This window comes from Sphingobacterium kyonggiense, assembly GCF_039536825.1.
Lineage (GTDB): Bacteria > Bacteroidota > Bacteroidia > Sphingobacteriales > Sphingobacteriaceae > Sphingobacterium > Sphingobacterium kyonggiense.
The window spans coordinates 83,556-109,603 of record NZ_BAAAZI010000007.1 but is presented as its reverse complement, the minus strand read 5'-3'; the positions used below and the strand labels follow the sequence as shown (position 1 = coordinate 109,603).

General features: G+C 32.7%; 24 protein-coding genes. 13 read left to right on the top strand and 11 right to left on the bottom strand.

What is annotated here, in order from left to right:
* Positions 1 to 3: 3 nt before the first annotated feature.
* The 9 genes from ABD676_RS09310 (at position 4) to ABD676_RS09270 (ending at position 11,587) form a co-directional block, all read left to right on the top strand.
* Entirely contained in the window at positions 4 to 1,818 is a 1,815-nt protein-coding gene (locus ABD676_RS09310) for a LamG-like jellyroll fold domain-containing protein (RefSeq protein WP_344674396.1), read from the top strand.
* Positions 1,819 to 1,850: 32 nt separating this feature from the next.
* Positions 1,851 to 2,999 (top strand): hypothetical protein, encoded by a 1,149-nt coding sequence (locus ABD676_RS09305; RefSeq protein ID WP_344674395.1) that lies wholly within the window; start codon positions 1,851 to 1,853, stop codon positions 2,997 to 2,999.
* A gap of 27 nt (positions 3,000 to 3,026) precedes the next feature.
* Complete coding sequence (locus ABD676_RS09300; protein ID WP_344674394.1) at positions 3,027 to 4,424, top strand: TlpA family protein disulfide reductase; 1,398 nt, start codon at positions 3,027 to 3,029, stop codon at positions 4,422 to 4,424.
* A gap of 466 nt (positions 4,425 to 4,890) precedes the next feature.
* The gene (locus ABD676_RS09295) at positions 4,891 to 5,109 is read left to right on the top strand and encodes a hypothetical protein (RefSeq protein ID WP_344674393.1); all 219 of its coding nucleotides are present in this window, start codon (positions 4,891 to 4,893) and stop codon (positions 5,107 to 5,109) included.
* A 9-nt stretch (positions 5,110 to 5,118) separates the two neighbouring features.
* Positions 5,119 to 6,900 carry a hypothetical protein gene (locus ABD676_RS09290; RefSeq protein ID WP_344674392.1) on the top strand — a complete coding sequence of 594 codons (1,782 nt, stop codon included), beginning with the start codon at positions 5,119 to 5,121 and terminating at the stop codon, positions 6,898 to 6,900.
* 735 nt (positions 6,901 to 7,635) lie between these two features.
* A complete protein-coding gene (locus ABD676_RS09285; protein ID WP_344674391.1) occupies positions 7,636 to 8,772 on the top strand; it encodes an AI-2E family transporter in 1,137 nt (378 codons plus the stop codon).
* 27 nt (positions 8,773 to 8,799) lie between these two features.
* On the top strand, positions 8,800 to 9,336 hold the full coding sequence (locus ABD676_RS09280) for a DUF1003 domain-containing protein (protein ID WP_344674390.1): 537 nt from the start codon (positions 8,800 to 8,802) through the stop codon (positions 9,334 to 9,336).
* A 354-nt stretch (positions 9,337 to 9,690) separates the two neighbouring features.
* Positions 9,691 to 10,749, top strand: coding sequence for a 3-oxoacyl-ACP synthase III family protein (locus tag ABD676_RS09275; protein WP_344674389.1), 1,059 nt, complete (start codon positions 9,691 to 9,693; stop codon positions 10,747 to 10,749).
* A 76-nt stretch (positions 10,750 to 10,825) separates the two neighbouring features.
* A complete protein-coding gene (locus tag ABD676_RS09270) occupies positions 10,826 to 11,587 on the top strand; it encodes an NYN domain-containing protein (protein WP_344674388.1) in 762 nt (253 codons plus the stop codon).
* A 76-nt stretch (positions 11,588 to 11,663) separates the two neighbouring features.
* Here the strand turns inward: ABD676_RS09270 and ABD676_RS09265 are convergent, their stop codons facing one another.
* The 4 genes from ABD676_RS09265 to ABD676_RS09250 form a co-directional block, all read right to left on the bottom strand.
* Entirely contained in the window at positions 11,664 to 11,858 is a 195-nt protein-coding gene (locus ABD676_RS09265; protein WP_344674387.1) for a hypothetical protein, read from the bottom strand.
* 110 nt (positions 11,859 to 11,968) lie between these two features.
* The gene (locus ABD676_RS09260; protein ID WP_344674386.1) at positions 11,969 to 12,502 is read right to left on the bottom strand and encodes a hypothetical protein; all 534 of its coding nucleotides are present in this window, start codon (positions 12,500 to 12,502) and stop codon (positions 11,969 to 11,971) included.
* Positions 12,503 to 12,624: 122 nt separating this feature from the next.
* Positions 12,625 to 13,443, bottom strand: a complete 819-nt coding sequence (locus tag ABD676_RS09255) for an agmatine deiminase family protein (protein WP_344674385.1) — start codon at positions 13,441 to 13,443, stop codon at positions 12,625 to 12,627.
* A gap of 7 nt (positions 13,444 to 13,450) precedes the next feature.
* Positions 13,451 to 14,167 (bottom strand): hypothetical protein, encoded by a 717-nt coding sequence (locus ABD676_RS09250; protein ID WP_344674384.1) that lies wholly within the window; start codon positions 14,165 to 14,167, stop codon positions 13,451 to 13,453.
* 1,382 nt (positions 14,168 to 15,549) lie between these two features.
* On the opposite strand from ABD676_RS09250, the gene ABD676_RS09245 reads away from it, so the two are divergent.
* Entirely contained in the window at positions 15,550 to 15,783 is a 234-nt protein-coding gene (locus ABD676_RS09245) for a 5' nucleotidase, NT5C type (RefSeq protein WP_344674383.1), read from the top strand.
* A 370-nt stretch (positions 15,784 to 16,153) separates the two neighbouring features.
* Here the strand turns inward: ABD676_RS09245 and ABD676_RS09240 are convergent, their stop codons facing one another.
* The 4 genes from ABD676_RS09240 to ABD676_RS09225 all read right to left on the bottom strand — a co-directional run bounded on the left by ABD676_RS09240 (position 16,154) and on the right by ABD676_RS09225 (position 18,478).
* Positions 16,154 to 16,630 (bottom strand): GNAT family N-acetyltransferase, encoded by a 477-nt coding sequence (locus tag ABD676_RS09240; protein ID WP_344674382.1) that lies wholly within the window; start codon positions 16,628 to 16,630, stop codon positions 16,154 to 16,156.
* Positions 16,623 to 17,381: an SDR family oxidoreductase gene (locus ABD676_RS09235; protein WP_344674381.1), complete on the bottom strand. Its 759-nt coding sequence runs from the start codon at positions 17,379 to 17,381 to the stop codon at positions 16,623 to 16,625. The genes ABD676_RS09240 and ABD676_RS09235 overlap by 8 nt, the downstream gene beginning before the upstream one ends.
* Before the next feature lie 24 nt (positions 17,382 to 17,405).
* Positions 17,406 to 17,978, bottom strand: a complete 573-nt coding sequence (locus ABD676_RS09230; protein WP_344674380.1) for a hypothetical protein — start codon at positions 17,976 to 17,978, stop codon at positions 17,406 to 17,408.
* 188 nt (positions 17,979 to 18,166) lie between these two features.
* The gene (locus tag ABD676_RS09225; RefSeq protein WP_344674379.1) at positions 18,167 to 18,478 is read right to left on the bottom strand and encodes a hypothetical protein; all 312 of its coding nucleotides are present in this window, start codon (positions 18,476 to 18,478) and stop codon (positions 18,167 to 18,169) included.
* A gap of 504 nt (positions 18,479 to 18,982) precedes the next feature.
* Between ABD676_RS09225 and ABD676_RS09220 the strand changes: the two genes are divergently transcribed.
* A complete protein-coding gene (locus ABD676_RS09220) occupies positions 18,983 to 19,207 on the top strand; it encodes a hypothetical protein (protein WP_344674378.1) in 225 nt (74 codons plus the stop codon).
* 176 nt (positions 19,208 to 19,383) lie between these two features.
* On the opposite strand, the gene ABD676_RS09215 is transcribed toward ABD676_RS09220, so the two are convergent.
* A complete protein-coding gene (locus ABD676_RS09215) occupies positions 19,384 to 19,842 on the bottom strand; it encodes a hypothetical protein (RefSeq protein ID WP_344674377.1) in 459 nt (152 codons plus the stop codon).
* A gap of 212 nt (positions 19,843 to 20,054) precedes the next feature.
* On the opposite strand from ABD676_RS09215, the gene ABD676_RS09210 reads away from it, so the two are divergent.
* Entirely contained in the window at positions 20,055 to 22,025 is a 1,971-nt protein-coding gene (locus ABD676_RS09210; protein WP_344674376.1) for a DUF1963 domain-containing protein, read from the top strand.
* Positions 22,026 to 22,887: 862 nt separating this feature from the next.
* On the top strand, positions 22,888 to 23,439 hold the full coding sequence (locus ABD676_RS09205) for a hypothetical protein (RefSeq protein WP_344674375.1): 552 nt from the start codon (positions 22,888 to 22,890) through the stop codon (positions 23,437 to 23,439).
* Positions 23,440 to 24,208: 769 nt separating this feature from the next.
* Here ABD676_RS09205 and ABD676_RS09200 read toward each other — a convergent pair.
* The gene (locus ABD676_RS09200; protein WP_344674374.1) at positions 24,209 to 24,724 is read right to left on the bottom strand and encodes a hypothetical protein; all 516 of its coding nucleotides are present in this window, start codon (positions 24,722 to 24,724) and stop codon (positions 24,209 to 24,211) included.
* Positions 24,725 to 25,227: 503 nt separating this feature from the next.
* Complete coding sequence (locus ABD676_RS09195) at positions 25,228 to 25,527, bottom strand: hypothetical protein (RefSeq protein WP_344674373.1); 300 nt, start codon at positions 25,525 to 25,527, stop codon at positions 25,228 to 25,230.
* Positions 25,528 to 26,048 lie beyond the last annotated feature (521 nt).

The window sequence follows — 26,048 nt, the reverse complement described above, 5'->3', positions numbered from 1 at the left end:
GAGATGAATAGATTTCTATGGTTATTTGGTTTAGCGATAGTTTTATTCGCATCCTGTAAAAAATATGGTACCCCGGGCTATTTAGAAGGAGAAAGGGCTGGTGTAGATTCTACAAAAGTATTTGCCAGAAAAGTTTTACTTGTTCAGATGGATGGTCTACCTGGTAAGGAAATTGAAAGATACCTGACTGCTAATAAAGGCAAGTTGGCCAATCTTGAAAAATTGATGGCTGTTGGTAAGTATAGTTTTAAAACCCTTGCCGGATCAGCAAATGGTGAAGCAACGGCATGGAGCACACAGTTTTCAGGCTATGATTACAGTTCACATCAAATAAAGGATTTATCCTTTAAAAGCGTCACGGATCAAAGTCGTCGCGGTTTTGCTAAAAACATTGGCGTTCCGGGTCTTTTTACTCGATTGAATACCTTGAATACGGAATTAATCAGTTATTCATTCATGCAATCGAAAGAGTTAAGCAGCGTGATATCACAAGGTGCTACCGAGCGTTTGGTTTCTGCTAATGACGTTGATTTGGTGAAATCAGCAGTTGATGTCCTAAGTAAAAGAGCTGTAGATTTCTGTTTAGTAGAATTGACTGATCCGGTGATTGCTGGAAAAAACGGTGGTTTTGTAGTAGAAAATTCTAAATATACAGAAGCACTTCAAAAAGCAGATGCTCATATTGGAAAACTTTTAGATGCTATACAACAAAGAACAAATGTAGAGCAGGAGGACTGGATGGTTATTATTACTTCTTCTTTCGGCGGTACAACAACGGGTATAACAGCAAATGGCGAAAATGCAAGTTTAGAAACCTTCGCCCTTTACAGCGCTCCAAGATTAAGTGAGAAAAAGTTTGAGGATGATAAATTCTCCTACTTTCATGGCTATGGGTATTATCCAATGGTTGTAAAACATTCGGAAAATAATACCAACCCACGCGGATTCGATGAGATGGGTTATCGAGCTCAGAGCCCTGATGATGAAGGTTCTAAACCCTTTAATTTTAGTACTACTGGGGAGCTATTAATCGAATTTAGAATGCGTACTTACCCAGATAATTATTGGTTAAACTTAGAAAGTTCTGGCGGTTACACATTTTATAGTAATCAGTTTATCGGGAAGGATTCTTCTGCCATAGCGCCTAATACACCGGGTTGGAGTATTATCGGTTGGAGGAATGAATTTTCTTTACGCTTAGACGACGGAAGCTATAATTCAAAAGCAACTATTTCTAGAGGTACTGATGGAATATGGAATCATTATGCAATTTCCATAAAAAATTATACCGCCAATTCAGTTGTTATTAGATGGTATATTAACGGTGTGCAAAGAGAGTATTTTACTATGGCAAACTTCACGGTAGAAAGTATCAGTAATAATTATCCCTTTACCCTTGGATTCAATGAACAAGATGAATTTTATGCTATCACATCTGCTGATTATGGAAATGTGCGTGTGTGGAATTCCAGTTTGACCAATGAAGATGTTGCCAGGTTGGCCTGTCAAACCACTATACCACCTTCTGATCCAAATTACGCCAATTTAATAGCTTCCTATGACCAAATATTTTTCCCTGGGAACAAAAAGATATGGAAGAATAGCATTGTAGGAAAGGCTGCCGATTTAACAATAAGTGGTAAGGATCCTATAAAGGATTACGATCGATTAGGGACTTCTTGTAAGATTACTGTACCATTCAGGACTGTTGATCTATTACCACAAGTCTTTTATTGGCTAGGTTATACTGTTCCAACTGAATGGAGATTAGATGGACGCTTATTTTTGAACCAATTTGAAAACGAAATCACACGATGAGAAGAATTAGCATATTTTCATTTTTGCTAGGCATGTTTGTATTACTTTTCAGCAGCTGTGCAAAAGATACTTTACAAAAATTCCCCGAAGAGGGAGGTGTAGACAGTAGCATAAATTTCCTGAGAAAACCAACAGGTATCTCAGTAACTGGCGATTACGATCAGAAATTGGTGATTGATTGGAGTAATATGCAAAAAGAAATCAAAGAGATTGAATTACGCTATATTGATGATAATCAGAACCAAAAGTTAAAGGTTACAGATTTCTCCAAACCCTTGGTTTTGGATATGAAATTCTTTAAGGAATATAGCTTGGAATTTTATGCAGTTGATAATGGTCTTTTTTCAAACCCTTCTGTTATAAGGACATGGACTAAAGAATCTTATTTGACATCAATAATGCAACAAATTCAAGTGTCATCCATTCCTGGAACGACAAAACTTTTGTTTGCTAACCCATTGAAAGAGAAGATAGCTTATGATTTTACTTACTTAGGAACGGGTGCTGATTCAGTTCATTTAACTGGAGATTTCTCGCAAGAACAGTTTACCAGACTCATCAGTCCTATTCAAGGAAAGCAAATGAGTGTGACGATCACTATGCCCGACGGGGAAAAAGCGAAAAGGACTTTTTCTGTAGAGTATCATTCAAAAAGTTATTCTGCTGCTTCAGATAAGGAAAATTGGACAATATATACCGACAATCCAAATTCTCATGCCGCTAATTATTTTCTCGAACGTGCGTTTGATGGTCGTGTTGGTCAGGGAGCAACCTTAAGTACTTATGCATTCCGTACAGGAACTACTGGAACTACAAAGAATATTCGTTTCTTTTTCACTAAGGATAGAGTTCCTTCTGAATCTAAATTTGATGAAACTAGTTTGTTGAATCCTTCAGGTCCTTTCAATCAGATTTTGCCGACAAGTTTAAATATCAGTTTTCAGAATAACTTTGTGGCAGCTTTAAATACCATAACCGTCTATGGAATTAGAGAGGATAAATCCCAAGTGATTTTAGCAGAGAATGTTGATATTAATCATGTTAAAACATCGATTGAAAAACAAGCCATAGTGCCGCTTCCTAATATGGGACCAATAGTCGGAATCCATTTACAGTTTAACAATGCCACTGCGGCCACAATAGCTATACATGAAATAAATATTGATGGTTTTCCATTTTAATAATTGATAAAATATAAAATATATAAGATGAAGAAGCTTTTTTTGTTTTCAGGAATATTCGCCCTATTGGGATTCTGCCAAGTGCAAGCACAAGAAAAGGTAGAGATTAAAGGGAAATTGGATATTGTGCTTAATCATTCGGTCGTACGCCTATTGAAACCAGTAGAAGGTAGAATGGTTGAAATTGCTAGTGCTAAAGGTTTAGAAGAAGGGGATTTTGGATTTTCTTTTTATCCTGCTGAAGAGTCTTTTTATGTAATCGGATTTGGAGGCCCAAATTCCTTAAATAACAACTATACGTTTTATTTTAAGCCTGGTGATAAATTAGATCTGACTATCAACGATTCTACCTATACGCTTAATGGTAAATCTATTAGTTCAGAAAACCAAGTATTAAATAAATGGCACAATGAAATTCTAAATTTCGAGCAGAAGGTAGTCAATAGCCGTGAAAAGTACAGTCGTGGAGATCATACCATGCCGCAAATTGATGCTTTATATAAACGCACTAAAACTTTTGCAAAGGAGAACCCAACGAAAAATAAACAGTTCAATCATTTGTTGCCCATATTATTGGACGTTAATTATTATAGCCTAATGGGGGAGTATTTCCAAACCAAAGGAATGGTGGTACGTGGTAAAAAAGATTTAATTGGTGAATTCTTACATGGCATAAAACCAAATACCTTTACCCATGCTGCTTCCGATGTGCATCAACTTCCGTGGGGAAACACTGCAGTTGAAGGGTATGTCCATATCCTAGAACGCATCCGTAAACCTTCAGAATTGAATGTCCCAAGAACTTACGAAGTGTTCGAGCGTAAATTGACTTATTTAAATAATGACACCTTGAAAGGTGATATTTTGGCTAATTATCTTTATCGTCAAAATGAATTTGAAAAGTACGATGAGGCCTACCAGAAATACGGAGAATTAATTACACTCCCTAAACAAGAGGAATTAAACATGTCGACATTAATCCGTGTTGCTAAATTAAAACCGGGAGACCAAGGGTTAAACTTTAAATATCCTAATCTTCAAGGTGAAATGGTTCAATTCAATGATTTCAAAGGTAAAGTCGTTTTATTGGATATGTGGGCTTCTTGGTGTCATGCTTGCCGTGCGGAAGTTCCTGCCCTTAAAAAACTGGAAGAAGAACTTAAGGATAATCCAAACTTTGTCGTAGTTAGTATTACTCTCGATGTACCAAAGGATCGTGATAAATGGCTGAAGGCTATGAAAGATGATGGTACAGAACATAATATACAATTGTGGGCAAATGGCTGGACTTACATTATCAAATATTATAACTTCACAACCATTCCGCAATTTATGCTATTCGATAAAGAAGGAAAGATTATCACACTTAGTGCGCCAAGACCAAGTGATCCAAAACTTAAAGAACTAATTTTAAAGCATCTATAATTCATTAGAAAAACTGGGTAAATAAATAATAGGTTTAGAGTCTAGCTAATTCTTAGTTAGGCTCTATTTTTTTTTAATCTTGTTAACTCTATTTCCTATTGCATAATCAAAGTCAAGTTCCTATTCGAAGAATTTTTCTCAAGAGACATTTATTGTAAATAAAGAGGTTGATTATACTAATAATATAATTATTTAGGTTAATTGGTTTTCTATGCACCTATTTTTATTTTGAATATTTCTAATTTTTAGTTTTATAAATACTTGATTGTTAATGTATTTTCGATTGTAAATGATTTAGCTTACATTTTATTGTGACACTCTTCATTTGCGTTATAGCTAATAAATAGCACTTTTGTTAAACAATAAACATTTATAGGTAAAATATATTGTTGGTTTATCGCCTTTAAAACAAAGGAGTTGATTTTCTATGCGCTTTCGGTAATAAAATAAAATATAAAGAATAATTATGAATTTTAAAGATGAAAATGATCTAGCTGATTTAAAGATTAAAAGAAAGTATGTAAAACCTAGCATAGAAGAGATTCTTGTTCAAATGGAAAGTGAAATTGCAGCAGGTTCCGCTGTTGTTAATCCTATTGGACCAACAAATAACTCATTAATGTACGAATGGGAAAAAGGTGAGGATGAGGTTGTTTCGGAATATGGAGACAAGGTTATTTGGTAATTAAAAATAATGAAAATGAAGATAAAGTATCAATTATTGCTAGTAGTGGCATTCGCATTAATAGTCCAAAATACCCTTACCTCTTGTTCAAAATCCTTAGATAACGGAGATTTAGAGGGAGGGAAAGTAGTTCTGAAGTTAAATTATAAAGGTGCGGTATATCCCCTCCAAGAAAACGCTGATATACCAGATAATCTAATTCAGAATAGGGGTGAATCTACTAAAATGGCCAATCAAATAAAATCAGCTCCATTGCCTAATGGTGATGTATTGGTTGCAGTTCTGGAAGAGGCCAACCATGAAGAATCGAGATCTGCAAGAACTTCTCGTGCAATAGAAATGGCTCCTGATGTGAAATATAGAATTTTAGTCTATGATGCTAATGAGAAATTAGTGACACAGGAACAATTTATTAGTGTTGATAAAGATGCCTCGTTAATAATGGATGCCGGAAAAAGCTATACTTTCGTAATCTACTCGTTTAATAATACAAAAGACATACCTCCAATTTCAAAAGATGTTGCCCTTTCTGATCTTGTGTTACAGAACATAACTGCTGATTCTGAATTTTTATATAATAAATCCGTCAAGAAAATAGAATATGGTTCATCTAATTTTTTAGATGTCGTACTGCATTATCAGATGGCCAAAGTTTCTGTAGTATTTGAATCTTCCCCCGATATGGGCGTTTTTACTTCTGTTAAAGCTTCCTTAGGTATGCATTATCCGTCAGCTAACTTTAATTTAGGTCGTAAAGAACTAATGCCTTATGGAACTCCTGTCATGTTGCCATTAATTATAACTGGTCAAGGAAATTTATGGGAAAGTAAAGAATTGATAATATGTGGAACAACGAATAAGGGGAGCTCTTTAAAAATTTCAGAAATTACACTGAATGAAATGACGCAAAGCCTACCAAATTCTGGAGATGGTCAAATACCAAATACTGGTATACCTGAACTGACTGGGTTCCAAATAAAGCCAGGATACCATTACAAGTTGAAGGTTAGTTTTCAAGCAGCAGGAATACGAGTTAATAATTTGGTTTGGGCAAAAGGAAACTTAGCCAAGGTAAATGGAATTTATTTTAACCGTCATCTCCCTGAAGAGACAGGTTGGGCACAAGGCTTGAGCTATGGATCAGAAACGACATTAAACAACAAAAGGTATCATACGGATTATTGGACCTTTGATTCCTTCGAACCTTTAAAAGTTATCAGCGCAAGTTGGCCAAACAATAAGCATATAGATCGTATAAAGGATGTAGTTGATGATCCTTGTACAAAAATCATAGGTGGAAGATGGCGCATGCCCACTGTTCAGGAATTTGCTGACCTAGGGGATGTCAATAGTACTTTTACAGAACCTGATGTTCAGATGCTTGCTAAATTTCAACCTAATGGAAATCCCAATGTAGGTCATATTTGGTGGGATGGTGTGAATGAAATTACTGGTAAGCCTGAGCGATTGAGGTTTTATGCTGCTGGTCGAGCTTATGGTGCAGGAGTTAATCCTTGGGGTACTTGGCGACCAGGTTATTTTCAATATTTAGCCATCGATGCAAACATTGGCTGTCTAAGTTGTCTTCAAGGAGCTGCTGCCCCTACGGTCTATGAACAAGATTATATAAACAGTTTAAATGGAGGTTGTTCTTATAGATTGGATCCTCCAACATACCGTGGAAGTGTTAGTGGAAAAACCTTTGTCAGTGATCGACATTTTGATGGAACAAACGAATTCTCTAGAGATGAACGTTTGCCTATTCGATGTGTCCGTGATGTGCTGAATTAATTCAGCAAATCCTATAATTTTTTATTTCATTTTTTTGTGTTAATGATGTAATAAGAGCGTTTATTGTTAAGTTTCAATTCCTTTTGTTGCAGTTTGGGAGTACAGTAATGTGCTCCCTTTTTTTTATGACTATATTTCTGAATTGTTCGTAAAATCTAAATCTCTCCAATTAAACAATCTCATTTCCATAATATATATACGTCGGTAAAATCAGGGCTATAATCATAAAATTTTTCCCTAATCCTTTCTACTGTTTTTTGATATTTTCTGTTGTCTTTTGTCTGATGTCTAACTGTCTCTTACAGAGGTTTTCTTCGAGACTCTTTCGGATCTCCTTCGGAACTCCTTCGGATCTCGTTCGGATCTCGTTCGGTTAGAAGCGAACAAGATCCGAACAAGATCCTTATCAGATCCATATAAAATCCGTAAGAGTATAGAACAAAAGTGCTCTTAAAACTTAATCAAGTTATATCCAAAAATAATTCATGCAGTAAGAACATATAAAGTATTACGATTTATTATAATACAATAAAATAAAGTATAAAGGCAAATTCCTGCCTTATTAATCGACCATTACACTGAAAAAACAATATTTCAAAATCATAGTTTTAAATACATTTGTATGGTTAATATATTTACCATTAAATACAGGTCCATCTTACAGAACATAATGTTGGGACTGTTGAATTGAAAATTACCTGGAACAATATCCAATTATATAACTTCTACAACACAATGCGTCGCATACTTTCTTTACCATTTTATTTGAAATTAGCTTGTAGTCTAATTATTTTGATTGCCCTATTTTACATTGCTAGGGTTGGACAAACCATCATTGCACCTTTTGTGCTAGGTAGTTTATTTGCATTTTTATTAACACCATTTGCTAGTTGGATGGAGCAGAAATTGCGATTTCCTAGAGTCTTATCTTCTCTTGCTGCCTTGTTATTGCTATTTACATTTATTTCAGGAATAATTGTTCTACTAGGAGCACAAATGACAAGTTTAAAGGAAGATTGGCCGGCCTTCGAGAAACAGGTTGTTAGTGGATTGGACTCTTTACAGAAGTGGATTTCAGCCACTTTCCATATCAATTATTCCGAGCAAGTGGGCTATATCAATGATACGCTTTCTAAATCGGTTGGACAAGGTACTGCTATCTTGGGTGTAGCCATCATTTCCATGTCTTCCAATTTTATATTATTGGTTTTTACATTTCTTTATACCTTTTTCATTTTAACTTATCGTGGACATATCGTTCGTTTTCTGTTATTGCTTAATCATGAAAAGGATCATACTATCGTACTGGATATCGTTGCACAAGTGCAATACGTCGTAAAGCGCTATTTGATTGGGTTGTTTTTACAGATGATTATCGTTGCGGTCATGACCTTTATTGCCTTGAGTATTATTGGTGTAAAATATAGTTTAATGCTCTCCATTTTTACAGGACTTTTCAATGTGTTGCCATATATAGGAATCTTTGTTTCCCTGCTTGTTATTGCGCTAATAACCTTCGCTACCTCTTCCATGGTTCACGTGTTATTCGTGTTTTTAGCAATAATCATTATTCATTTTATCGATAGCAATTTTGTTGTTCCAAAGGTGGTTGGTTCGAAAGTTCAGGTTAATTCCATGGTTGCCATGATGGCAATTTTTTGCGGTGAACTGGTTTGGGGAATTTCAGGGATGTTCCTGGCAATTCCATTATTGGCCATTACGAAAATTGTCTTCGATCGTATTTATCCGTTGAAACCTTGGGGATTCTTGATGGGAGAGGATGGCGATTCATCGCTTTACCAACAACTTCGAGAAGAGCAGCGATTAATAGACGGAATATACGAAGTGAAAACTAAAACAGAGGATATATAATTTCAGAATCCTTCAAACATCAAAATCATGGAAAAGAAGCATTTTAAGGAAATCATGGAAAAGAGTAATGAGAGTATGACGAAGCTTCATGAGATCGTTAGGCAGAGTATAGAAGAGGAGGCCTTGCTGGTAGACCGGTTGGTACATCCACCAAAAGAAGTGCGTTCAGAAGGTCAGAAGATATCCGATAAGGTAGCTCGATTTGGTGGGAGCTGGACTTTTATTATCGTATTTACGGTTCTGTTGATTCTGTGGATTATTTTTAATTCCAATGTTCCTGCCAAGGAACAGTTTGATCCATTTCCCTTTATTTTGATGAATTTGGCGCTTTCCTGTCTTGCTGCATCGCAAGCTCCAATCATTATGATGAGCCAAAACAGACAGGAGGAAAAGGACAGAATGCGTGCAGAAAATGACTATATGGTAAACCTAAAAGCTGAATTGGAAATCCGTAGCCTGCACCAGAAAATGGACATGCTATTGCAGGAACAAATCAAGGGGTTATATGAGTCACAAGAAGATCAATTTAAGTTGATTACATTGCTTTGCCCTAAGGTTGATTAGATGGTAAAGAAATTGGAGAGATAATGTCGTAAAGAAAAATAAACTGATCGATTAGGTTTGGTAGTAAATTTATTATGTCAAAATCTCGATCTTAAACGTAAGTTCTTAACTTTTTTTATAAGTTGTCCATATATTTTGGTTCTTAGAAATTTAAGAATTATTAATAAATTGTAAATCGATAAATATGAAATATTGGTTCGAATATTGTATCTTACAAGGGTATTTGTTGATGACTTTCTATTATTAACCCTGTTTTATTTAGATTATTTCATAAACGGCGTAAAATAGGTGTTTAGTTAACTATTTTTATAAGAAATTCAATCAAACAAAGAACATTGAAACAAAAGAATAAAAATGAGATCTAAAATTATTGGCACGGGAGCTTGTCATTCCTTGGTGGATGTTCCCAATTCACACTTTGCGGAACACGTGTTCTTTGATGAGGCAGGGGAGAAGTTAAAGGATTCGCTAAAGGTGATTAATAAGCTGGAAGCGATCACTGGAATTGCTGCTCGACGTTACGCTAAGGACAATAAGGTAGCAAGTGATTTAGCATTTGAAGCTGCTGAAGCAGCCATCCAAAATGCAGAGATTGATAAGGAGAGTATTGATTATATCATTGTCACGCATAATTACGGCGATATCCCAAAGGGTACCAGACAATCGGATATGGTCCCTAGTATTGCTGCTCGTGTAAAACATCTATTAGGAATAAAAAATAATTCCTGTATTGCATATGACATGATTTTTGGCTGTGCAGGATGGATAGAAAGTGTTATTCATGCTGATGCCTTTATTCGTTCAGGTTTAGCAAAACGCTGTTTAGTTATTGGTGTCGATGTACTATCTCGTGTTATAGACCCTGCAGATCGTGACTCCATGATCTTTGCTGATGGGGCTGGGGCAGGAATATTGGAACTTACCTCACTAGATACCGGTATTTTGGCTACAGCGAGTGCCACCTTCTCCGTTGATGAAGTAGACTACATCAATTTTGAAGGGTCCTATAATGAAGAGGAATCGCCAGGAAGACGCTTTATTAAGATGAAAGGTCGTAAGATATATGAGTTTGCCTTGGTAGAAGTGCCTGCTGCCATGAAAACCTGTTTGGACAAGGCAGGTATTGATATAGACGATTTGAAGAAGGTTTTTATTCATCAGGCTAATGAGAAAATGGATCAGGCAATTTTGGATCGTTTCTATAAACTTTACGATAAGCCTGCTCCTGAAGGTATCATGCCAATGAACATTAAAGACTTTGGCAATAGTAGCGTGGCTACAGTACCTACGCTTTATGATATGGTACGAAGAGGTCAAGTAGAAGGTCAAGAATTGAATAAAGGTGATATTATTTTATTTGCAGCTGTAGGTGCAGGTATGAGTCTTAATGCGATCGTTTATCGCGTAGATTAATCGATATTATAGGATTAAAGAATAGGAGAAAGCCTTTTATATTTAGTAGATTTATAGTAAGAAATAAATCTCTCCTATGCTAGATCTTAAATTGGCCGTCTTAATTGACGCAGATAATATTCCCAGTACGTACATCAAAGAGATGTTGGAGGAAATTTCCAAAAATGGTACTCCAACGATTAAAAGAATATATGGCGATTGGACAAAAGCACATTTAACCGGATGGAAGAATGTGCTTTTGGAAAATGCCATCACCCCCATACAACAATACAGTTATACCACAGGCAAAAACTCGTCGGACAGTGCATTGATCATTGATGCCATGGATATCCTGTATTCGGAGAAAGTCAGTGGTTTTTGTATTGTTTCCAGCGATAGTGACTTTACAAGATTGGCTACTCGACTTCGAGAGGCTGGGATGGTTGTTATTGGTATTGGTGAAAAGAAAACTCCTCAACCTTTTATTGTTTCCTGTGATAAATTCATTTATATCGAAATTCTTAAACCTGAGGAGAAGGAAACCGCGCTGAAGGATACGGAAAGGACGCCTTCTAAAACGACTTCCAAGCGTGTTACCAAAGCTTTAGATAAAATAGACAGGCAGACAGTCAAACTCATTATGAATAGTGTGGAAGATTTGTCCGATGAAGCAGGATGGACTTTTCTCGCCTTGCTAGGTAGCTATATCTCAAAGAAAAAGCCAGATTTTGATCCGCGTAATTATGGTTTTGCTAAGTTGTATGACCTGATCAAACATATGAATAAATTCGAAATCGACGAAAGAGAATCCGGCGGACATAAACATGTGAAACATATTTATATTCGGATAAAGGAATAGTTTATCATAGAAATTTTAGGACAATTTATATAGTGAAAGATTTTTAAGGTTGATATTGATTAAAATTATCCGCTAATTAATTCGCACAGAATATTTCATCATTTTCCCGTGACCAATTGGCTTTATTAGAATAAAGTACCCTTTCAATACCATTTATCTTCATTTTTATAAAATCGCCTTTTTCATCAGAAGGGGTACTGTTATCTTTACCATAACTTAATATGAGCAAACTGAAAAGACAGATAAGGGGAGCTAGAAATAATCTTTTCATGTTTATGGAGATTAGTGGATGTGATATTGGTTGCGAAAATTGTAGCTATAGGGATATCGATAAATAAAAATGTGGTCTTAATGATACATAAAGACCACATTTTTATTTACCTAATTAGGTTTTATTTTCAAACTGAATTTTCCATCTGTTAGCGTAATTTTCCCTAGGGTATTAAGTCCTTGAGTTTGTGCCAATACGCCGGAGAAAGATCCTTGTACATGTGAATTGTCAATTTTGTCAATTTTTAGATTAAATGCATCATCTTTAGTTTCGGTATCTCTAGTTGCACCAGAATTAACCTGTCCAGTTCCTTGCATATGCATATGAGCAGCCAGGATAGTAAAAGATGTCGCATCGTCCAAGCTGTATTGTCCAGCAGGTACTCTTGCATCGTCTGAAATAACGGAAAGCATTAATGCTTCACTTGGATTTTTTCCATCCATTAAAGTTCCATTCAAGGAAAGCGTATTTCCACCATCTGCCCAATAAGCACTAACAACAGAGAAATTCTTCTCCACCCCATCGACTTTGACCTTTAAGTATTCGGTTCCAACTTCCCCTGATACATCATCATCCTTACTACAGCCTAAACTCATTAAACTGAACATACCGATAGTTGCAGCAATTAAAATATTTCTTTTCATATCTGTAAATGATTGTTTATGAATTAACCATAGCGAAAACTATACCATTAGCGAGAGTAAAGTTTAATTGAATAGAATTATTTGGTCAATATAGGTTTGGAAAACGTTTGTATTTAACAGTATTAAATAGGGTTTTCGAAGCCAATTTTATTATTGAATTTCTTTTCCCAACTAATGCAATGTAGTAATCCGCCTTCCTCCGCTAATTCAGTACATTGAATCGGTGAAATGGTTTTATTGGGTATTAATGATGATAGTTGTTTTAGAGCTATATCATCTTCTGTTTGACCAAAAATTGGAACATATAAATAATCTTCAGTTTCCAGATAGTTGATATAAATTCCTTTTGCCGATTGGTAAGTTCGATTGTTATAAGGGTTATAGATTAAGTACTCTAGGTTAAATTTGTATTTTTCTAAGACGCTCTTTATACTGTTTAAATATTTGGTTGGATAACTATTTATAAGTATAGTTTTGGAATCCAAAATTGACAATACGCCATCGAGATGGCCAGTAAAATCATGTTTTGCTTCAGGAATAAAAATTATTTTTTCAGTTTGAAATAAAGACACTAGTTTTATATATAAATGTTCCTTATTATATTGAGGATTGTCTTTGAAAATCCTTTCAGAAATAAAATACAAATCATTATCATAGACGATAGAGCCTCCGTCTAAGATAATATCAACATAGGTAACTACTAGATTAAGAATCTCACATATGTTTAAATTATCCGAAATAAGATGTTGGTATTTTGGACTTCGTAGATATTTTGGCAAATATTTAAATAAGATCAAATTCCCATTTGCAGAATGAATAGGCATGAAGTCCCGAACCCATATATCCTTTGTGTTCGGGATTTCTGTAATCAAAATGTCTTTACTGAAAATTTCAAAAATTGAATAGTATCTATCTTTCAATTTAGAAGATATGAACAACATAAATAGGTTATTTTAAAGAATAACCAAGAATTAGTTCAGCAATATCTATATTTATTATTTTGTCACTTAATGCATTTTTAATTATTTTCTCTATTCCATGAATTTTCATAGGATTTCCATTTGAAATTAATTTCCCTTTGTCATTTCGGAAATATTTGGGAATTAATACCACATAACGTAATGGTTCATAAATGAATTTACCCTCTAAATCTGCAATTTTTGATGTTAAGTTTACCCTTTGTGTTGAAATGAGTTTAGTGTTTGCTTGTATAAGGTTTTGTTCCATTTCAGTTGAAACTTCAGTGAAACCTAAATAATTGTTTTCATTAAAACATAAATTGCCAATCAATTCCGTTCTAGATTTGTGTGGACCATCAAAATACCTGCTTATAAAAAAGCTATTGGAACCATTCTTATCATTTGGTTCTAATTTCGCAATACCTCTAATTAATATTCCAATTGCATTTTTTCCATTTCCATATGTAATATCTAATCCTGATTTATGATCATACAATTTACCTGTTTCTCTTTGTAAATTATGATTATACGTATGCGGATCCTCTATTTCTGCTGAAAATGAATTAATATAAAATTCAAAGTCAGTAATTCGATATTTATTATCATTAATTTCTAGTAAGCCTTTAAAAGCAATTTTCTCTGCAAGATTTTGAATGCCATCCTTTAGACTCTTTTCATTCTCGAAACTCAGTTCATATTTAAACATACATTTTTTATTTAGTTTATATTAATAATATATTGATAATTAGTGTGTTGTGTGTTTTGTAAAGCTATAAAAAGCGTTTGATAATTCAAAATTTAAGTAAATGAATCGGAGATTCTACTTTTAAAATTCTATTTAAAATGATACAACTTAATTGCTCCCATTCGAAAAGAATTTACCTTCTATGTATAAACGGTTAATCCTAACTCATCACAAGCATCAATTGATTGGGGACTTCCTTATCGACGATTGTTTAAAGAATGGAGCAGCTGAATTTAAAGGGGAACATATTCATATTTTTACGGAGAAATATCCTACCTGGCAAAGTGTTCTGGGTCGGTTGATACCGTAGTATTTTGTCTGTTTTTTACTAGGATTAAGGGGGTAGAAATTTTAATTGCTAACCCATTATTTCATATATTTAAATAAATCTAAATTTTAATTTATGGACTTTTTAATCGCGATTGCTCTAATTGCCTTAGGTTTTTATCTCCTTAGAAGAAAAAGCAAGTTTGCATATGGTATTTTTGGCGCTGCTACATATTTTCTATTTACAGGTGTATCAGATTATTTTAATTGGTTTGCTTAGGTTGTTTCTTAGAAATCATTGTGCTTTCTAAGTAGCAGGATAAGTTTAAGAATTTTTAAAATTATTCATTTAATAAGTCAATTTTCATTTCTGAGAATTGTTTTGCAACTTAGCTACTAAAGTTTGAAAATTGTTTAAAATAAAAGTTTTCTGGGTAAAATATTAAATTAAGAAATATGTTTAAAAAAGTTATTTCAATAATTGCCGGATGTATTTCACTATTAATTATACCAAGTTGGTTTATTTATTCATATCCCATCAAAGCTATTTTAAATTTTGGTCTTTTCGGTGAATATGATCATAGAATTAATAGTACCAAAGATATTTATGCCCCGAAATTTGAAAACATGGGCTTCTCATATGAAATAGCCATGTTTATAAATTATTTTTTGACCTATATTTATGTGATTCCAGTATTTATTCTTTCCATATTTTACATTTTTAAAATAATTAATTTTGTAATTCATTGGTATAATGATCTCTTACACCAGAGGCAAACTGTGAGGAAGTTTAAAAAAACAATTTTTGATCAATTGATATTCATACTTTCTTTAATATTCTTGATATTTTTTATTTCAGCTTATTTTATTTAAAAATGTGCTTGTTCGCAATGCTTTATATCTTTTTAACTTGAAAATTTAAACTCGAATAAACAAAATTCTATCCTCATTTTTTTATTACCCCAATTCCCCAGGCAATTGAAGCAGTCCTCGAATTAGAAAAACGTAATGGTGTTTACATTTTATCCACAGCACCATGGCATAATATTCATTCTTGGTCACAACAACGTATTTAGGTGGAAAAGAATTTGCCTTTTATGTATAAGCAACTAATCTTAACCCATCACAAACATCAATTGATTGGGGACTTCCTAATCGACGATCGTTTAAAGAATGGTGCAGCTGAATTTAAAGGTGCACATATCCATATTTTTACGGAGAAATATCCTACTTGGCAGAGTTGTTTTGGACCGGTTGATACCGTAGTATTTTGTCAGTTTTTTACTTGGGTTAAGTTGTGGAAATTTTAATTCCTATCCCTTTATTTCATATATTTAAATAAATCTAAATTTTAGTTTATGGACTTTTTAATCGCAATTGCTCTAATTGCCTTAGGTTTTTATCTCCTTAGAAGAAAAAGCAAGTTTGCATATGGTATTTTTGGCGCTGCTACATATTTTCTATTTACAGCTGTATCAGATTATTTTAATTGGTTTGCTTAGGTTGTTTCTTAGAAATCATTGTGCTTTCTAAGTAGCAGTTCAAATTCTTATAAGTTCTATGTTTGAATTAGATAACTTGCTCTGTTATTTAATCTTACCAATTTCTATGGGCCTATTTTTTTGGGAATTGTGAATAGCGATAAGATAAAGATGTTGAATTTTAATTAAGAAATGAATTTTATCTTACCCAAACTATTTTAACGGCTGAAATTGTCGAGAGGTCAAGACGTTGATCAAATAATACTGTAAACCCCTGATTTACATAAAAATTCAATGGTGATCTATATGGCATACCATTGATTTTTATATCTTTTTCATGATCTATAACCCATCCATAAAGCAAGTTTTCTTCCATTTTAATTTGTTCCATTAAACTTGTACCAATATATTGTCCATGAAGGAAGCTGGATAAAATTATAGCAAACCATTTTTCTTGATTTCTTGTAAATATAGTTCCCCAACCAACGATTCGTTCTTTTATTTTGATAAGGAAATGTTTAGGATTTTCCAATGAATCTAGGTACTTTTCGAATGATACTAAATCTGCATGCATTAAATTTATTGGATACTCACAGTTCCAAAGTTCCATGATTTGTAATTTCTCATCATCTGAAAGTAGTTCAGTTGTTTGAAATTTAAGATCTTTATTATTCATCTAATAGGTCCTTTTTTATTTTCGATAATTCCTTTTGCAACTTATCTATAATCATTTGAGGATTGTTTGAAATATAAGTTTTTCCGGATAAAAATTTCTCAACAACATCAGAAGCAATCTTGTAAGGATCAGCTAAATCATTTGCTGTTTGTACACCTTTAGGTGTTTTACAATTTTCATGTAGAAATTTTTCTCTCATGTTTTTGGAATTCTCGCTCAACTTACCTTTTACTCTATTTGGAAGAAAGAGACTTACTTGAATTCCTTCCCTAGATAAATCATGGTTTATGGCTTTGAAAAATCCATAAACTGCATGTTTACTTACGATGTAAGGCATCAAACTATAGGTGTCATCAAATGAGCCTAAGCCAGCAGCAGATCCTGTTAGTAAAACCCTAGGCATTTTACTCTCTTTTAGATAGGGGATAAATTGTTGTACTAAGCGGTAGTTCGTTAAAAGATTGACATCGATCATCCAAGATAAATTTGTAGCTTGATAATCGGATATATTGCCTTCATCAATGGCGCCAATTGTAATAATTAAACAATCGAGAACAATTGCATTCTCTTGAAAAAACATCCTCAATTTTTCAATGGATTCGTCATTAGTGCCATCGACATATTTTGTGGTTTTATTTTCTTTAGGAAATGCGATATCAGCTCTTATAACTTCAAAACCAACCTTTTCCATTGCGTCAGCTAATCCTTGACCTATTCCACTTGCTGCGCCTATAACTAAAGCTCTTTTCATAAAGTATTCACCTATTAAAATATGTTAATTGGATAAATCTAAAATACATTTTTCCCTTATTCTCCAGATTTCATCAAATGATAACCTTACATCCGGTTTATCATTTAGCCATTTCTTTAAGTAAACTTGATGTAGTTCAATCTTATATTGATTTATTTGATTTGGTAAGATTTCCTCCTCATAAAGCAGATAATCCACGAAGCCTTCTGGACTAGAACCTTTCTTTGTAAAATCGAAATATTCATTTTGAAACTTGAGGTAAGTATGTGCTTCTGGAATATATTTCAATTTGTAATGTTCCAAGGTTTTAAGAATAGGAGGGCTGTTTATTGCATTCATTTTAAAGATTCCGATCATTAGTTTGATATCCTCTATGGTTTGTTCAGTACAAAGTTGCTTTAAAACCGCATGTTTTGAACTGCAAGTCCCACATTTCTCCGTGAAAATTATTGTTAGGTTTTCTTTGTCTGAGTTTCTATTGTAGGGTAAATTTTGAATAAAAGAGCAGGCATCATGAAACGTATGGATACCGTTATCTAAGAAGGCTTGCGAAATCATACCTAGGGGCTGGATAGTGAAATCTTTAATTTTGTTCATTATTTTTAGAAAAAGGTTTTTGAAACTTTGATTGTTAATAGTGAAGAGGCTAAAACTTAAATAACTTTATCTATTTTCCCTGTTTATTTGATTTAAATGATGTTCAAAATGTAAAAGATAATCTTTTATCAAAAATTCTAAACTATGATCGTTTGCGGTTTTAGATAATACTTGAGGAGTATATTGACTCAAATGAATACTAATTGACGATTTAAACTTTCCCATAACGTAATGAGGTGATTGTAATCTGCAATTTGATAGAAATTGCCCTTACACCACTCCACTTGGTTATACAGAATAATTGGATTATTTTGATATTGGGCATTAATAAATCTTGATAAATTATTAATAGCACTATCAATAAGGTGCCCTAATATTTCTTTTTTACTCCATTTATCAGGTGCTACTTTATGTTCTAAATCCTCAATTGAAATACTCTTTAATATTTCTGGAAACAATCTCAAATAATGTTCTAAAGATTGTATATAATCATTTATCATTTTTAAGCTTTGATTAAAACTAAATTATTTGATTAAAAATAGCTTAAAAAATTAAAACCTTTGTGTGAAAATGTAAATTGGAATTCATGATTTTTTACAAATGGTTGTTCTCTAGCATCCATATTTACATTTAGTTCTATTTTAATTCGAAATGAAGATTTTTCAAAAATTTAATCTGATAAATATATCGTCCTTAATATTCTTATTCGCAAAGAAATATATAAATATATAATAGCTCAGTACAAAAATACCTTTGCTTATATAATTTCAAAAAGGCTTCAAGAAATTTTCAAACCGTATCAATACGCAGTATCTAAAAGTAATTAGTATGTTTTTATAAAACGAATTTTACAGGTTGCTATACCCTACTTCAATCTAAAGCTCCATATCATCTAGTATTATTTTCCTGGCAAATGTATTTGAATTAAGCATTTTTCAATTGATCATTCCATATTTCTATATTGAACTAGCCAATAAAATAATATCAATGACTACCTTTACATTATGAAAAACAAACCAAAGGACAAACAGGAAAGAGTAAGTAAGCCCAAGGGACGTAGTGGAGATCTTAACAAGAAGTTCCTAGACCATGTACAACTGCAAGCAAGAAAGATGGCTGAACTCTTAGGGAAAGAGTCAGGTAGAAATTACATTAAAGACACGCTTAAGGACTATCCTCACCTAATCAAAGCAGAGATCGAGATCTTCGATAAAGGGGTGATTAAGTAAAATACGCATACTTACGTTATGTAAATAACTTCCTTTCTGAGTATACTCAGGGTATCAACCCTAAGCATTCGAGCGGCATTATAGCCTATCGAAACTTTACTCTTAATATTAAAATTAACTTGTTTATTGTGTAGTGTAAAGTGGTAAAGATAAGGAAAAGCCTAACGTTGGTTGGGTTATAAAATATCTTTTTGCGATGGAGCAGGAGGAGTGTATGAGACCTCTACAATTTCACCAACTCTATTATTGTCCAGCGTAGCCTTTATCGAAAAATCTTTTAGATCCCAAGTTTTAACTTTAGAATTTTCGGTTGTTGGAGGGCCATATTTTTCAATAATATTACTAATTGTCTTATCCCAAATAGTTGTTTGGTTGGGCCTGGTTCTGTCGATTATTAACGGAGTAAATGTGTATTTTATTTCTATTAAACCATCCTTTGCAAAATTGTATTCAAGCTTACACTTAAAATCACTAATATTCACATCATATGTTAGATCTCCATTAAAATTAGTTACAATTTTAGCAGTCTCAATTCGTTTTACACTTTCCATATTCATTCCCCATGTCGTATTTCTGAATTGGGCAAATGAGTAAGATGAATATATGAATGCGACAATAGTAAAGAATATTTTCATGCATTGAATAATTAAATCAAGTATAAATATACTAAAGAGTTTCACAAGAAAATAAAACGGTTTGGTTTAAATGCAAATTCATACCCATCAATTTCATATTGGAGTCTTCCTTTGTAAAAATGAATTTAGTTCACGATAAATATTATAAGGTAATGGTTAAGATTAATTGAAATTGATTATATTAGGTTAGCAATATCTAATGGTATCTAACTATGGAAAACGATCAAATTAAGCTGCCGTATTTTATAATTGATGGTCAAGCATATGCTATTCAAGAACAGAAAACGAATTGGGTAATTGGAGAGTCAAGCAAAACCTTATATACTGAGATTAGTATTCTCAGCCAAGATGTTGAGTCAGATAAGAAGAAGGGCTTGCTGGATGATTATTCGGGTAATGGAGAAATATCATTTAACTTCGAGGCTTCTAAAATATATAAGGATGGAGTTCCCACTGGAATATGTTCCTATTCGGAGGATAAAAATCCTGAGGATTACACCTATTTTCGTAAGAATGGACTAGATTATTTGCTATATTTTTTTGGAACTATTGAATATAAAGAGGGTTGTGTTCTAATTGAAGGGGAATTAAAAAACAGATATGGTGAAGATTCTCCAAAATTCCCTATAAAAGCGGCATTGGAATTTAACCCAGCAAGCTTGGATTGGAATAACTATAAATTTAGGAGCTTAGAAGAAACCAAAGGTTCAGATCCTCATATCATACGACTTTTGGAAATCACAAATCCAACATTCAGTACCTTGCCCGAAGTAATTTATTCATTTGAAAATTTGGAATATCTGACTATTCAAAGAATAGGGAACAATTGGGATAATGATAAATTGCCTTTTACTGATTTTGGAGAACGAATCGCTGAATTAAAAAACTTAAAACAGATAACCGTTAATCAAGCAGCCATTAACTCTCTTCCTAAATCCTTTGCCAATTTAATTCAATTGGATCGTCTGAGTATTATTGATTGTGAGCTAGCCAACCTCCCTGATGAAATCTGGAAAATGCCTAGACTGGAGTATGTTTTGTTAGGGAAGAATAAGATCGAACGTATTCCAGATCAGATTCAGATGCCTAGCTTAGTCTATTTAAATATCGAAAATAATCTTCTTAAAACTCTTCCAGAATCGCTACTTCAACAGCCTAAACTTACGACCATTAAGGCAGGTTTAAATCCCTTGGAAGAACTTCCTGGTGCGTATAATTTCTTTAAAGGTTTAGAATTATCCATGCAGGAGAAAAAAAGACTGCTAGATATAACATATCCTGGAGCAGACGGAAAAGGAGTGGTCAAATGGGATGAATCGATGTATTTAGCGGAAAATGATCAACTTTTGATTTCACCAGTAGAGAAAATCATTGATACGAATGAGTTATCTGAATACAAGGAGGCATTGACTTCCTTGGTTAAGCGAACTGTAGGATTTAATCTTACCACAGAAGAAGATTATACTGCATTGGGCAATCATCGATTTGGTGGGAAACCAGACTTGCCAGAAAGCATTCCTTATCCCACTTTTTTTTCTGATTATAGAAACCAGGAATTTAACTATGAATTTATTGCTCAAATTAATTGTGAAGAGATTGCGGAACTCCAGGATTATTTACCACGTACAGGGAGTTTGTTTTTCTTTTTTAAGAGTTTTCAGTTTTTTGGTTCAGAGGATCAGGATATCGGAAAGATAATCTATGTTGAAGACAATAAGAGTCTAGCTTCTGGGGATAGGTTTAATTATAAGGAGGAAGATTTCTATGAATTGATGGACGGAGAATACCAAGCCAATAAAGCAGATTCATTTCTGACGGTTTCTGCTCCTTCTTTTTATGCCAGTTATGTCAATAATTATCTTTTTGAAGGGAAAGCGGAATCTTTAAAGGATCAAGATGATTTTACCTATGACCTGTATGATCCATTTGAAAAGCCAGTGCAGGAGCTGCATGGGTTTGACCATGCAATGAATGCCTATGCATTTACGCAACATGAATCTCCTGAATTACAAGCTGCTTTGACTTGCAAAGGCGATCCTCAGGATTGGGTTATTTTGTTATTAGTGAGTTCCAAGGGAAATTTTCAATGGGGAGATGCCGGTGAACTGTTTTTTGTAATTCATAAAAGTGATTTGGCAAAAAGGGACTTTACTAAGGTTTTTGTGACTATGGAAAGTAGCTAGGAATGAAGAATATTTATTGAAGCCAGTAGCGTATCACAGTTAGGCTTGTGTCTTAAATTACATTCTCTATTTCTTATTCAATGATCTTACAATAGAAAAAATAGCAAGAGTTATAATTAAAAGAACAACTATAATAAGCATTTCGTTGGTGCCGATAAATGTTAAGTTCATATCTATTTATAATTGGTTTATTCAAATATACTAATTAGAATTTATAATTATAACCCTCACTTTAAGGTCATGCTCATTAGCTAAGTCTATTATGTTCTTTGTGCCCTTACTTTCTCCATCACAAATTGCGATTAAGTGTGTTGCGTATTTAGCCATTTGTTTATTGCGTAAATATCCTGCTTTTTTTCCTTGTGACCAATCCGCAGGGAATTGTTTAATCGGTATTCCGTTGCATTGTGCAAACATGAAACTGACGTTGAAATTTTTTTTGAATAAGAGAGTTTAGCAATTGAGAACTGAAACGTAATTTCTCAAGTTCAACTTGCTCATCTATTAAATGTATCTGCGGGATTTACAGGTCATGTGGAGAGCTCTAAAGACAGGACTAAGTGTAACTTAAATATGCTTGTCAAATTAAAACAAATCCTCGAATGTGAGTTCGAGGATTTGCTGCCTTAATTTTAAGTATTTAATTTTTTTTATCTGCTGCTGAAGAAACAGCTGTAGCAGGTTCTTCAGGTGTTAAAAATTCTTTTACAAACTCACTAGGGACTTCTTTGAAGTTTAATATCCTTGCAACATTGAAATGTCTAAATTTTTGAATTTCTAAAAAAATTATTTAAATTAAAATTTGTAATCATAATTTAAATTATTAAATTTTATACTATTATAAACAAATTAAATTTTTATTATGAAAAAAATAATTGTATTAACTCTTACTACTTTTTGTATTATTGGTTATCGAGCACAAGTTGATGAAAATTTATCTTATTTTAATGAATCAAAAACAAAATTAGAAGAAAGAATAATGTTGGAAAAAGATACAATGGTTTTATCCAATGTTGATACCGTCAGGTTAAAGGAATTAATGTATAATAATGAACCAATTGATTTAGAGTTTGAAGGTATGAAAGAATTTAGAGATTCAGACTTTTCTACTAGTAATAAATTCAAAATTCCCAATAAACATTTATTAAACGTGATCTATTTTAGATTTTTCTCTCGAATTACTATAAAAAATGGAATAAAATATCTTTCTATTAAAAATGGGAAAGAAATTGGAATATCAGAAAGCTTGTTTAATCATTTTAGAACTGGTATAGAAAAAACGAATAAAGGAATCCTATCATTAGAAAAGAAAGATTTAGATAAGTTTGATAAAATAGATAAAGAAAATCTGAGATTATATCTTATAGATTTGGAGAATTTCTCTAGCCAAATGTATACAAACTCAAAATATTGATAAATATATGAAAAAGCGACTATTAATGTTTTTAACATTATTTACAGCAATATTTATGTTGTCGTTCAATCAAGATCCTTGTGGGCCAAATGAGGTGTATAAATATACTAATTCAGGATGTTTATCAAGAGGAATCATGATTTATTAATGTGTTTGCATCCGTGGGTATATTCGCTCAATAAGAAAGACTTGTATGAAGCCAAATGATGCAAAAAAAAACTTATGAAAATTCTACTCCTGTTAATGCGGGATCTGGATTTTACTTTAATGGAAGAATTACTTTATTTACATATAAAAACATTACTGAATTTGTTCAATCATTATACAATGCAGTTAATATTGAAATTGGACAGACTGGCAATACCCGAGCACATTTTTTAGGAACTTTATACCCTAATCAATCAATAAGTAACCCGCACTTTAAGACCATGCTCATTAGCTAAGTCTATCATATTCTTAGTTCCTTTGCTTTGTCCTTCCCAAATAGCCATTAGGTGTGTTGCGTATTTAGCCATTTGTTTATTGCGTAAATATCCTGCTTTTTTTACTTGTGACCAATCCGCAGGAAATTGTTTAATCGGTATTCCGTTGCATTGTGCAAAGCTTCACCTAAGATATCAGCCCCTTTTGTTGTTCCGAAACTATTTCAATATCGCTGTAACTTATCGTGAATAGCAGTCTTTCAATTCGACTGAATATTTTTTCGTCTTTCTCGAGTACTGTACGGCTTCTATTCTTTTATGTTTTATAAGTAGAAGTACACTAACTTTTAATGAAATCTAGATAATAAATCCCCTACATAAATTGGATTATCTAATTCATCGCAAGGGTCTTGATTGTATCCTGAATTAAACTGTTCAATCGGTTCTATTAACTCTTCATTAGTAATCCACTCGATATCCTTGAATGATTTCGAAACTGAATTAAAATATATTTGATCAACAATTTTATTTTCCCCAGGATTAATATGTTTTTTAGATGAATTGGAGAATTCGTAGAATAAAAAGTAATTAAAAATACTAATACAACAAAAGTATTTTGTTTGGTCAATTATAACTTCGTAACACAAACATCTATCTTCATCAATAAAATATGAAACTTTAGAAATCTTATATTCAGGGAAATTTGATTTAAATAATTCAATAAATTTCTTTTCACCATCAGGATTTTGGTTTATAAATAAATTGGATTGAATTTTAATTTTTTCTTGTTTCTCTGTGGGATCTAACCAAAAAAATCTCCAATCAAAGTAATTGTTAATAATGAATTTTATTTTATCACGCATAGTCATTTTTTTAAGACAATTTCCATTGTATCCATCACCGACGGCTATAAATCAGTACGTTTAAAGTTTCCTTTACACAATTTATTATGAAATAATGGTTGTTATTATGGATATATAATAATCAATATCCTCACTTCTTCAAAGTGAAGATAGAGATTTTCGATAAAGGGTTAATGAAGTAAAATAATTCACACTTTTAGAACACAGTACTTAGCCAAGACAATCGCTAAGCTTGTATAAAAATAGTTTGGAAATTGGCATATTGTAATGAAGCTTGAGAGCCTATTTCTTTTTATTTCATCAGATCATTCATAATGACTTTGGTTTTCTCTGTTGTGAATAGATGGTAGAAATAATAGTACCAAAGATATTTGGGCTCCTTTTATTATCATTACGGTCAATGGTATCCATAGAGCCTAGAATCTCTTGGAAACAATTTGGACTATACATTTGGTCAATACTTCATTGAGAAGATTATCAGCCATATAGACCACTTATTAATTTTATTTGATACTATTTGTACTTGCTATTTCTTTTAACGAATTTGAAATATTTGCTATTACTTTGAATAGCGCATATGTTCCAATAGATGATACTATAGATCCGATACTGTAATAAAAGAATAGCCAACTCTCAAGCTCAAGTGCGATTAATAATAATCTAATAAAAGCTATCACTCCTACACCTAGGATGATATATGCAGCAATTTTTAAAAATGATTCATCAATTTTTTTATCGTTATTTGTTTCGGGTGATAGATCTGGATTTTCCTCTATTCCTAATACCTCATTAACATTTTCCATAATTTATTTTTTTTGGTTTTTTAAAAGTGTATAAAAGAATATTACTATTGATACACAAAATAATAATTTAAAAATTTCCATTAGGACACCCATTTGATTATCCATGTAATATGGATTTCCATACTTGTCTTTTAATGAGAAAACCTTGTATAAACTATAGAATTTAGCTACTAGATTTAATATTGATCCAATTAGTGCTAATATAGTTGCAGTTCTAAAAATCATAATTTCTTGTAATAGGTTAATCAATTACCAAATTTAGAAAATAATAAAATTTGGTTTTTACGGTTTCCCATAGTGTATATCCTTTAGGTAGTCCATCAACTCGACAAAGATTTATATCTAGTCAAATTGATAGAATTATTAAGTGTTTTTGGAAGTAACTTATAAATTTGCAGCCCTATTTGACTGGCCTATTAGGGCATTTTTACGCGCAATATATTAACATGAATCTTGATGTTTTCTTCAAAGAAATCGCTAGTAATATGAATGTATTGTGTATTTAGGAATTTACTGAAAAC

What these genes read in the sequence shown, in the direction of transcription:
- ABD676_RS09310 (WP_344674396.1), top strand. Translation starts at nt 4, where the DNA reads ATGAATAGATTTCTATGGTTATTTGGTTTAGCGATAGTTTTATTCGCA.
- ABD676_RS09305 (WP_344674395.1), top strand. Translation starts at nt 1,851, where the DNA reads ATGTTTGTATTACTTTTCAGCAGCTGTGCAAAAGATACTTTACAAAAA.
- ABD676_RS09300 (WP_344674394.1), top strand. Translation starts at nt 3,027, where the DNA reads ATGAAGAAGCTTTTTTTGTTTTCAGGAATATTCGCCCTATTGGGATTC.
- ABD676_RS09295 (WP_344674393.1), top strand. Translation starts at nt 4,891, where the DNA reads ATGAATTTTAAAGATGAAAATGATCTAGCTGATTTAAAGATTAAAAGA.
- ABD676_RS09290 (WP_344674392.1), top strand. Translation starts at nt 5,119, where the DNA reads ATGAAAATGAAGATAAAGTATCAATTATTGCTAGTAGTGGCATTCGCA.
- ABD676_RS09285 (WP_344674391.1), top strand. Translation starts at nt 7,636, where the DNA reads ATGCGTCGCATACTTTCTTTACCATTTTATTTGAAATTAGCTTGTAGT.
- ABD676_RS09280 (WP_344674390.1), top strand. Translation starts at nt 8,800, where the DNA reads ATGGAAAAGAAGCATTTTAAGGAAATCATGGAAAAGAGTAATGAGAGT.
- ABD676_RS09275 (WP_344674389.1), top strand. Translation starts at nt 9,691, where the DNA reads ATGAGATCTAAAATTATTGGCACGGGAGCTTGTCATTCCTTGGTGGAT.
- ABD676_RS09270 (WP_344674388.1), top strand. Translation starts at nt 10,826, where the DNA reads ATGCTAGATCTTAAATTGGCCGTCTTAATTGACGCAGATAATATTCCC.
- ABD676_RS09265 (WP_344674387.1), bottom strand. Translation starts at nt 11,858, where the DNA reads ATGAAAAGATTATTTCTAGCTCCCCTTATCTGTCTTTTCAGTTTGCTC.
- ABD676_RS09260 (WP_344674386.1), bottom strand. Translation starts at nt 12,502, where the DNA reads ATGAAAAGAAATATTTTAATTGCTGCAACTATCGGTATGTTCAGTTTA.
- ABD676_RS09255 (WP_344674385.1), bottom strand. Translation starts at nt 13,443, where the DNA reads ATGTTGTTCATATCTTCTAAATTGAAAGATAGATACTATTCAATTTTT.
- ABD676_RS09250 (WP_344674384.1), bottom strand. Translation starts at nt 14,167, where the DNA reads ATGTTTAAATATGAACTGAGTTTCGAGAATGAAAAGAGTCTAAAGGAT.
- ABD676_RS09240 (WP_344674382.1), bottom strand. Translation starts at nt 16,630, where the DNA reads ATGAATAATAAAGATCTTAAATTTCAAACAACTGAACTACTTTCAGAT.
- ABD676_RS09235 (WP_344674381.1), bottom strand. Translation starts at nt 17,381, where the DNA reads ATGAAAAGAGCTTTAGTTATAGGCGCAGCAAGTGGAATAGGTCAAGGA.
- ABD676_RS09230 (WP_344674380.1), bottom strand. Translation starts at nt 17,978, where the DNA reads ATGAACAAAATTAAAGATTTCACTATCCAGCCCCTAGGTATGATTTCG.
- ABD676_RS09225 (WP_344674379.1), bottom strand. Translation starts at nt 18,478, where the DNA reads ATGATAAATGATTATATACAATCTTTAGAACATTATTTGAGATTGTTT.
- ABD676_RS09220 (WP_344674378.1), top strand. Translation starts at nt 18,983, where the DNA reads ATGAAAAACAAACCAAAGGACAAACAGGAAAGAGTAAGTAAGCCCAAG.
- ABD676_RS09215 (WP_344674377.1), bottom strand. Translation starts at nt 19,842, where the DNA reads ATGAAAATATTCTTTACTATTGTCGCATTCATATATTCATCTTACTCA.
- ABD676_RS09210 (WP_344674376.1), top strand. Translation starts at nt 20,055, where the DNA reads ATGGAAAACGATCAAATTAAGCTGCCGTATTTTATAATTGATGGTCAA.
- ABD676_RS09205 (WP_344674375.1), top strand. Translation starts at nt 22,888, where the DNA reads ATGAAAAAAATAATTGTATTAACTCTTACTACTTTTTGTATTATTGGT.
- ABD676_RS09200 (WP_344674374.1), bottom strand. Translation starts at nt 24,724, where the DNA reads ATGCGTGATAAAATAAAATTCATTATTAACAATTACTTTGATTGGAGA.
- ABD676_RS09195 (WP_344674373.1), bottom strand. Translation starts at nt 25,527, where the DNA reads ATGGAAAATGTTAATGAGGTATTAGGAATAGAGGAAAATCCAGATCTA.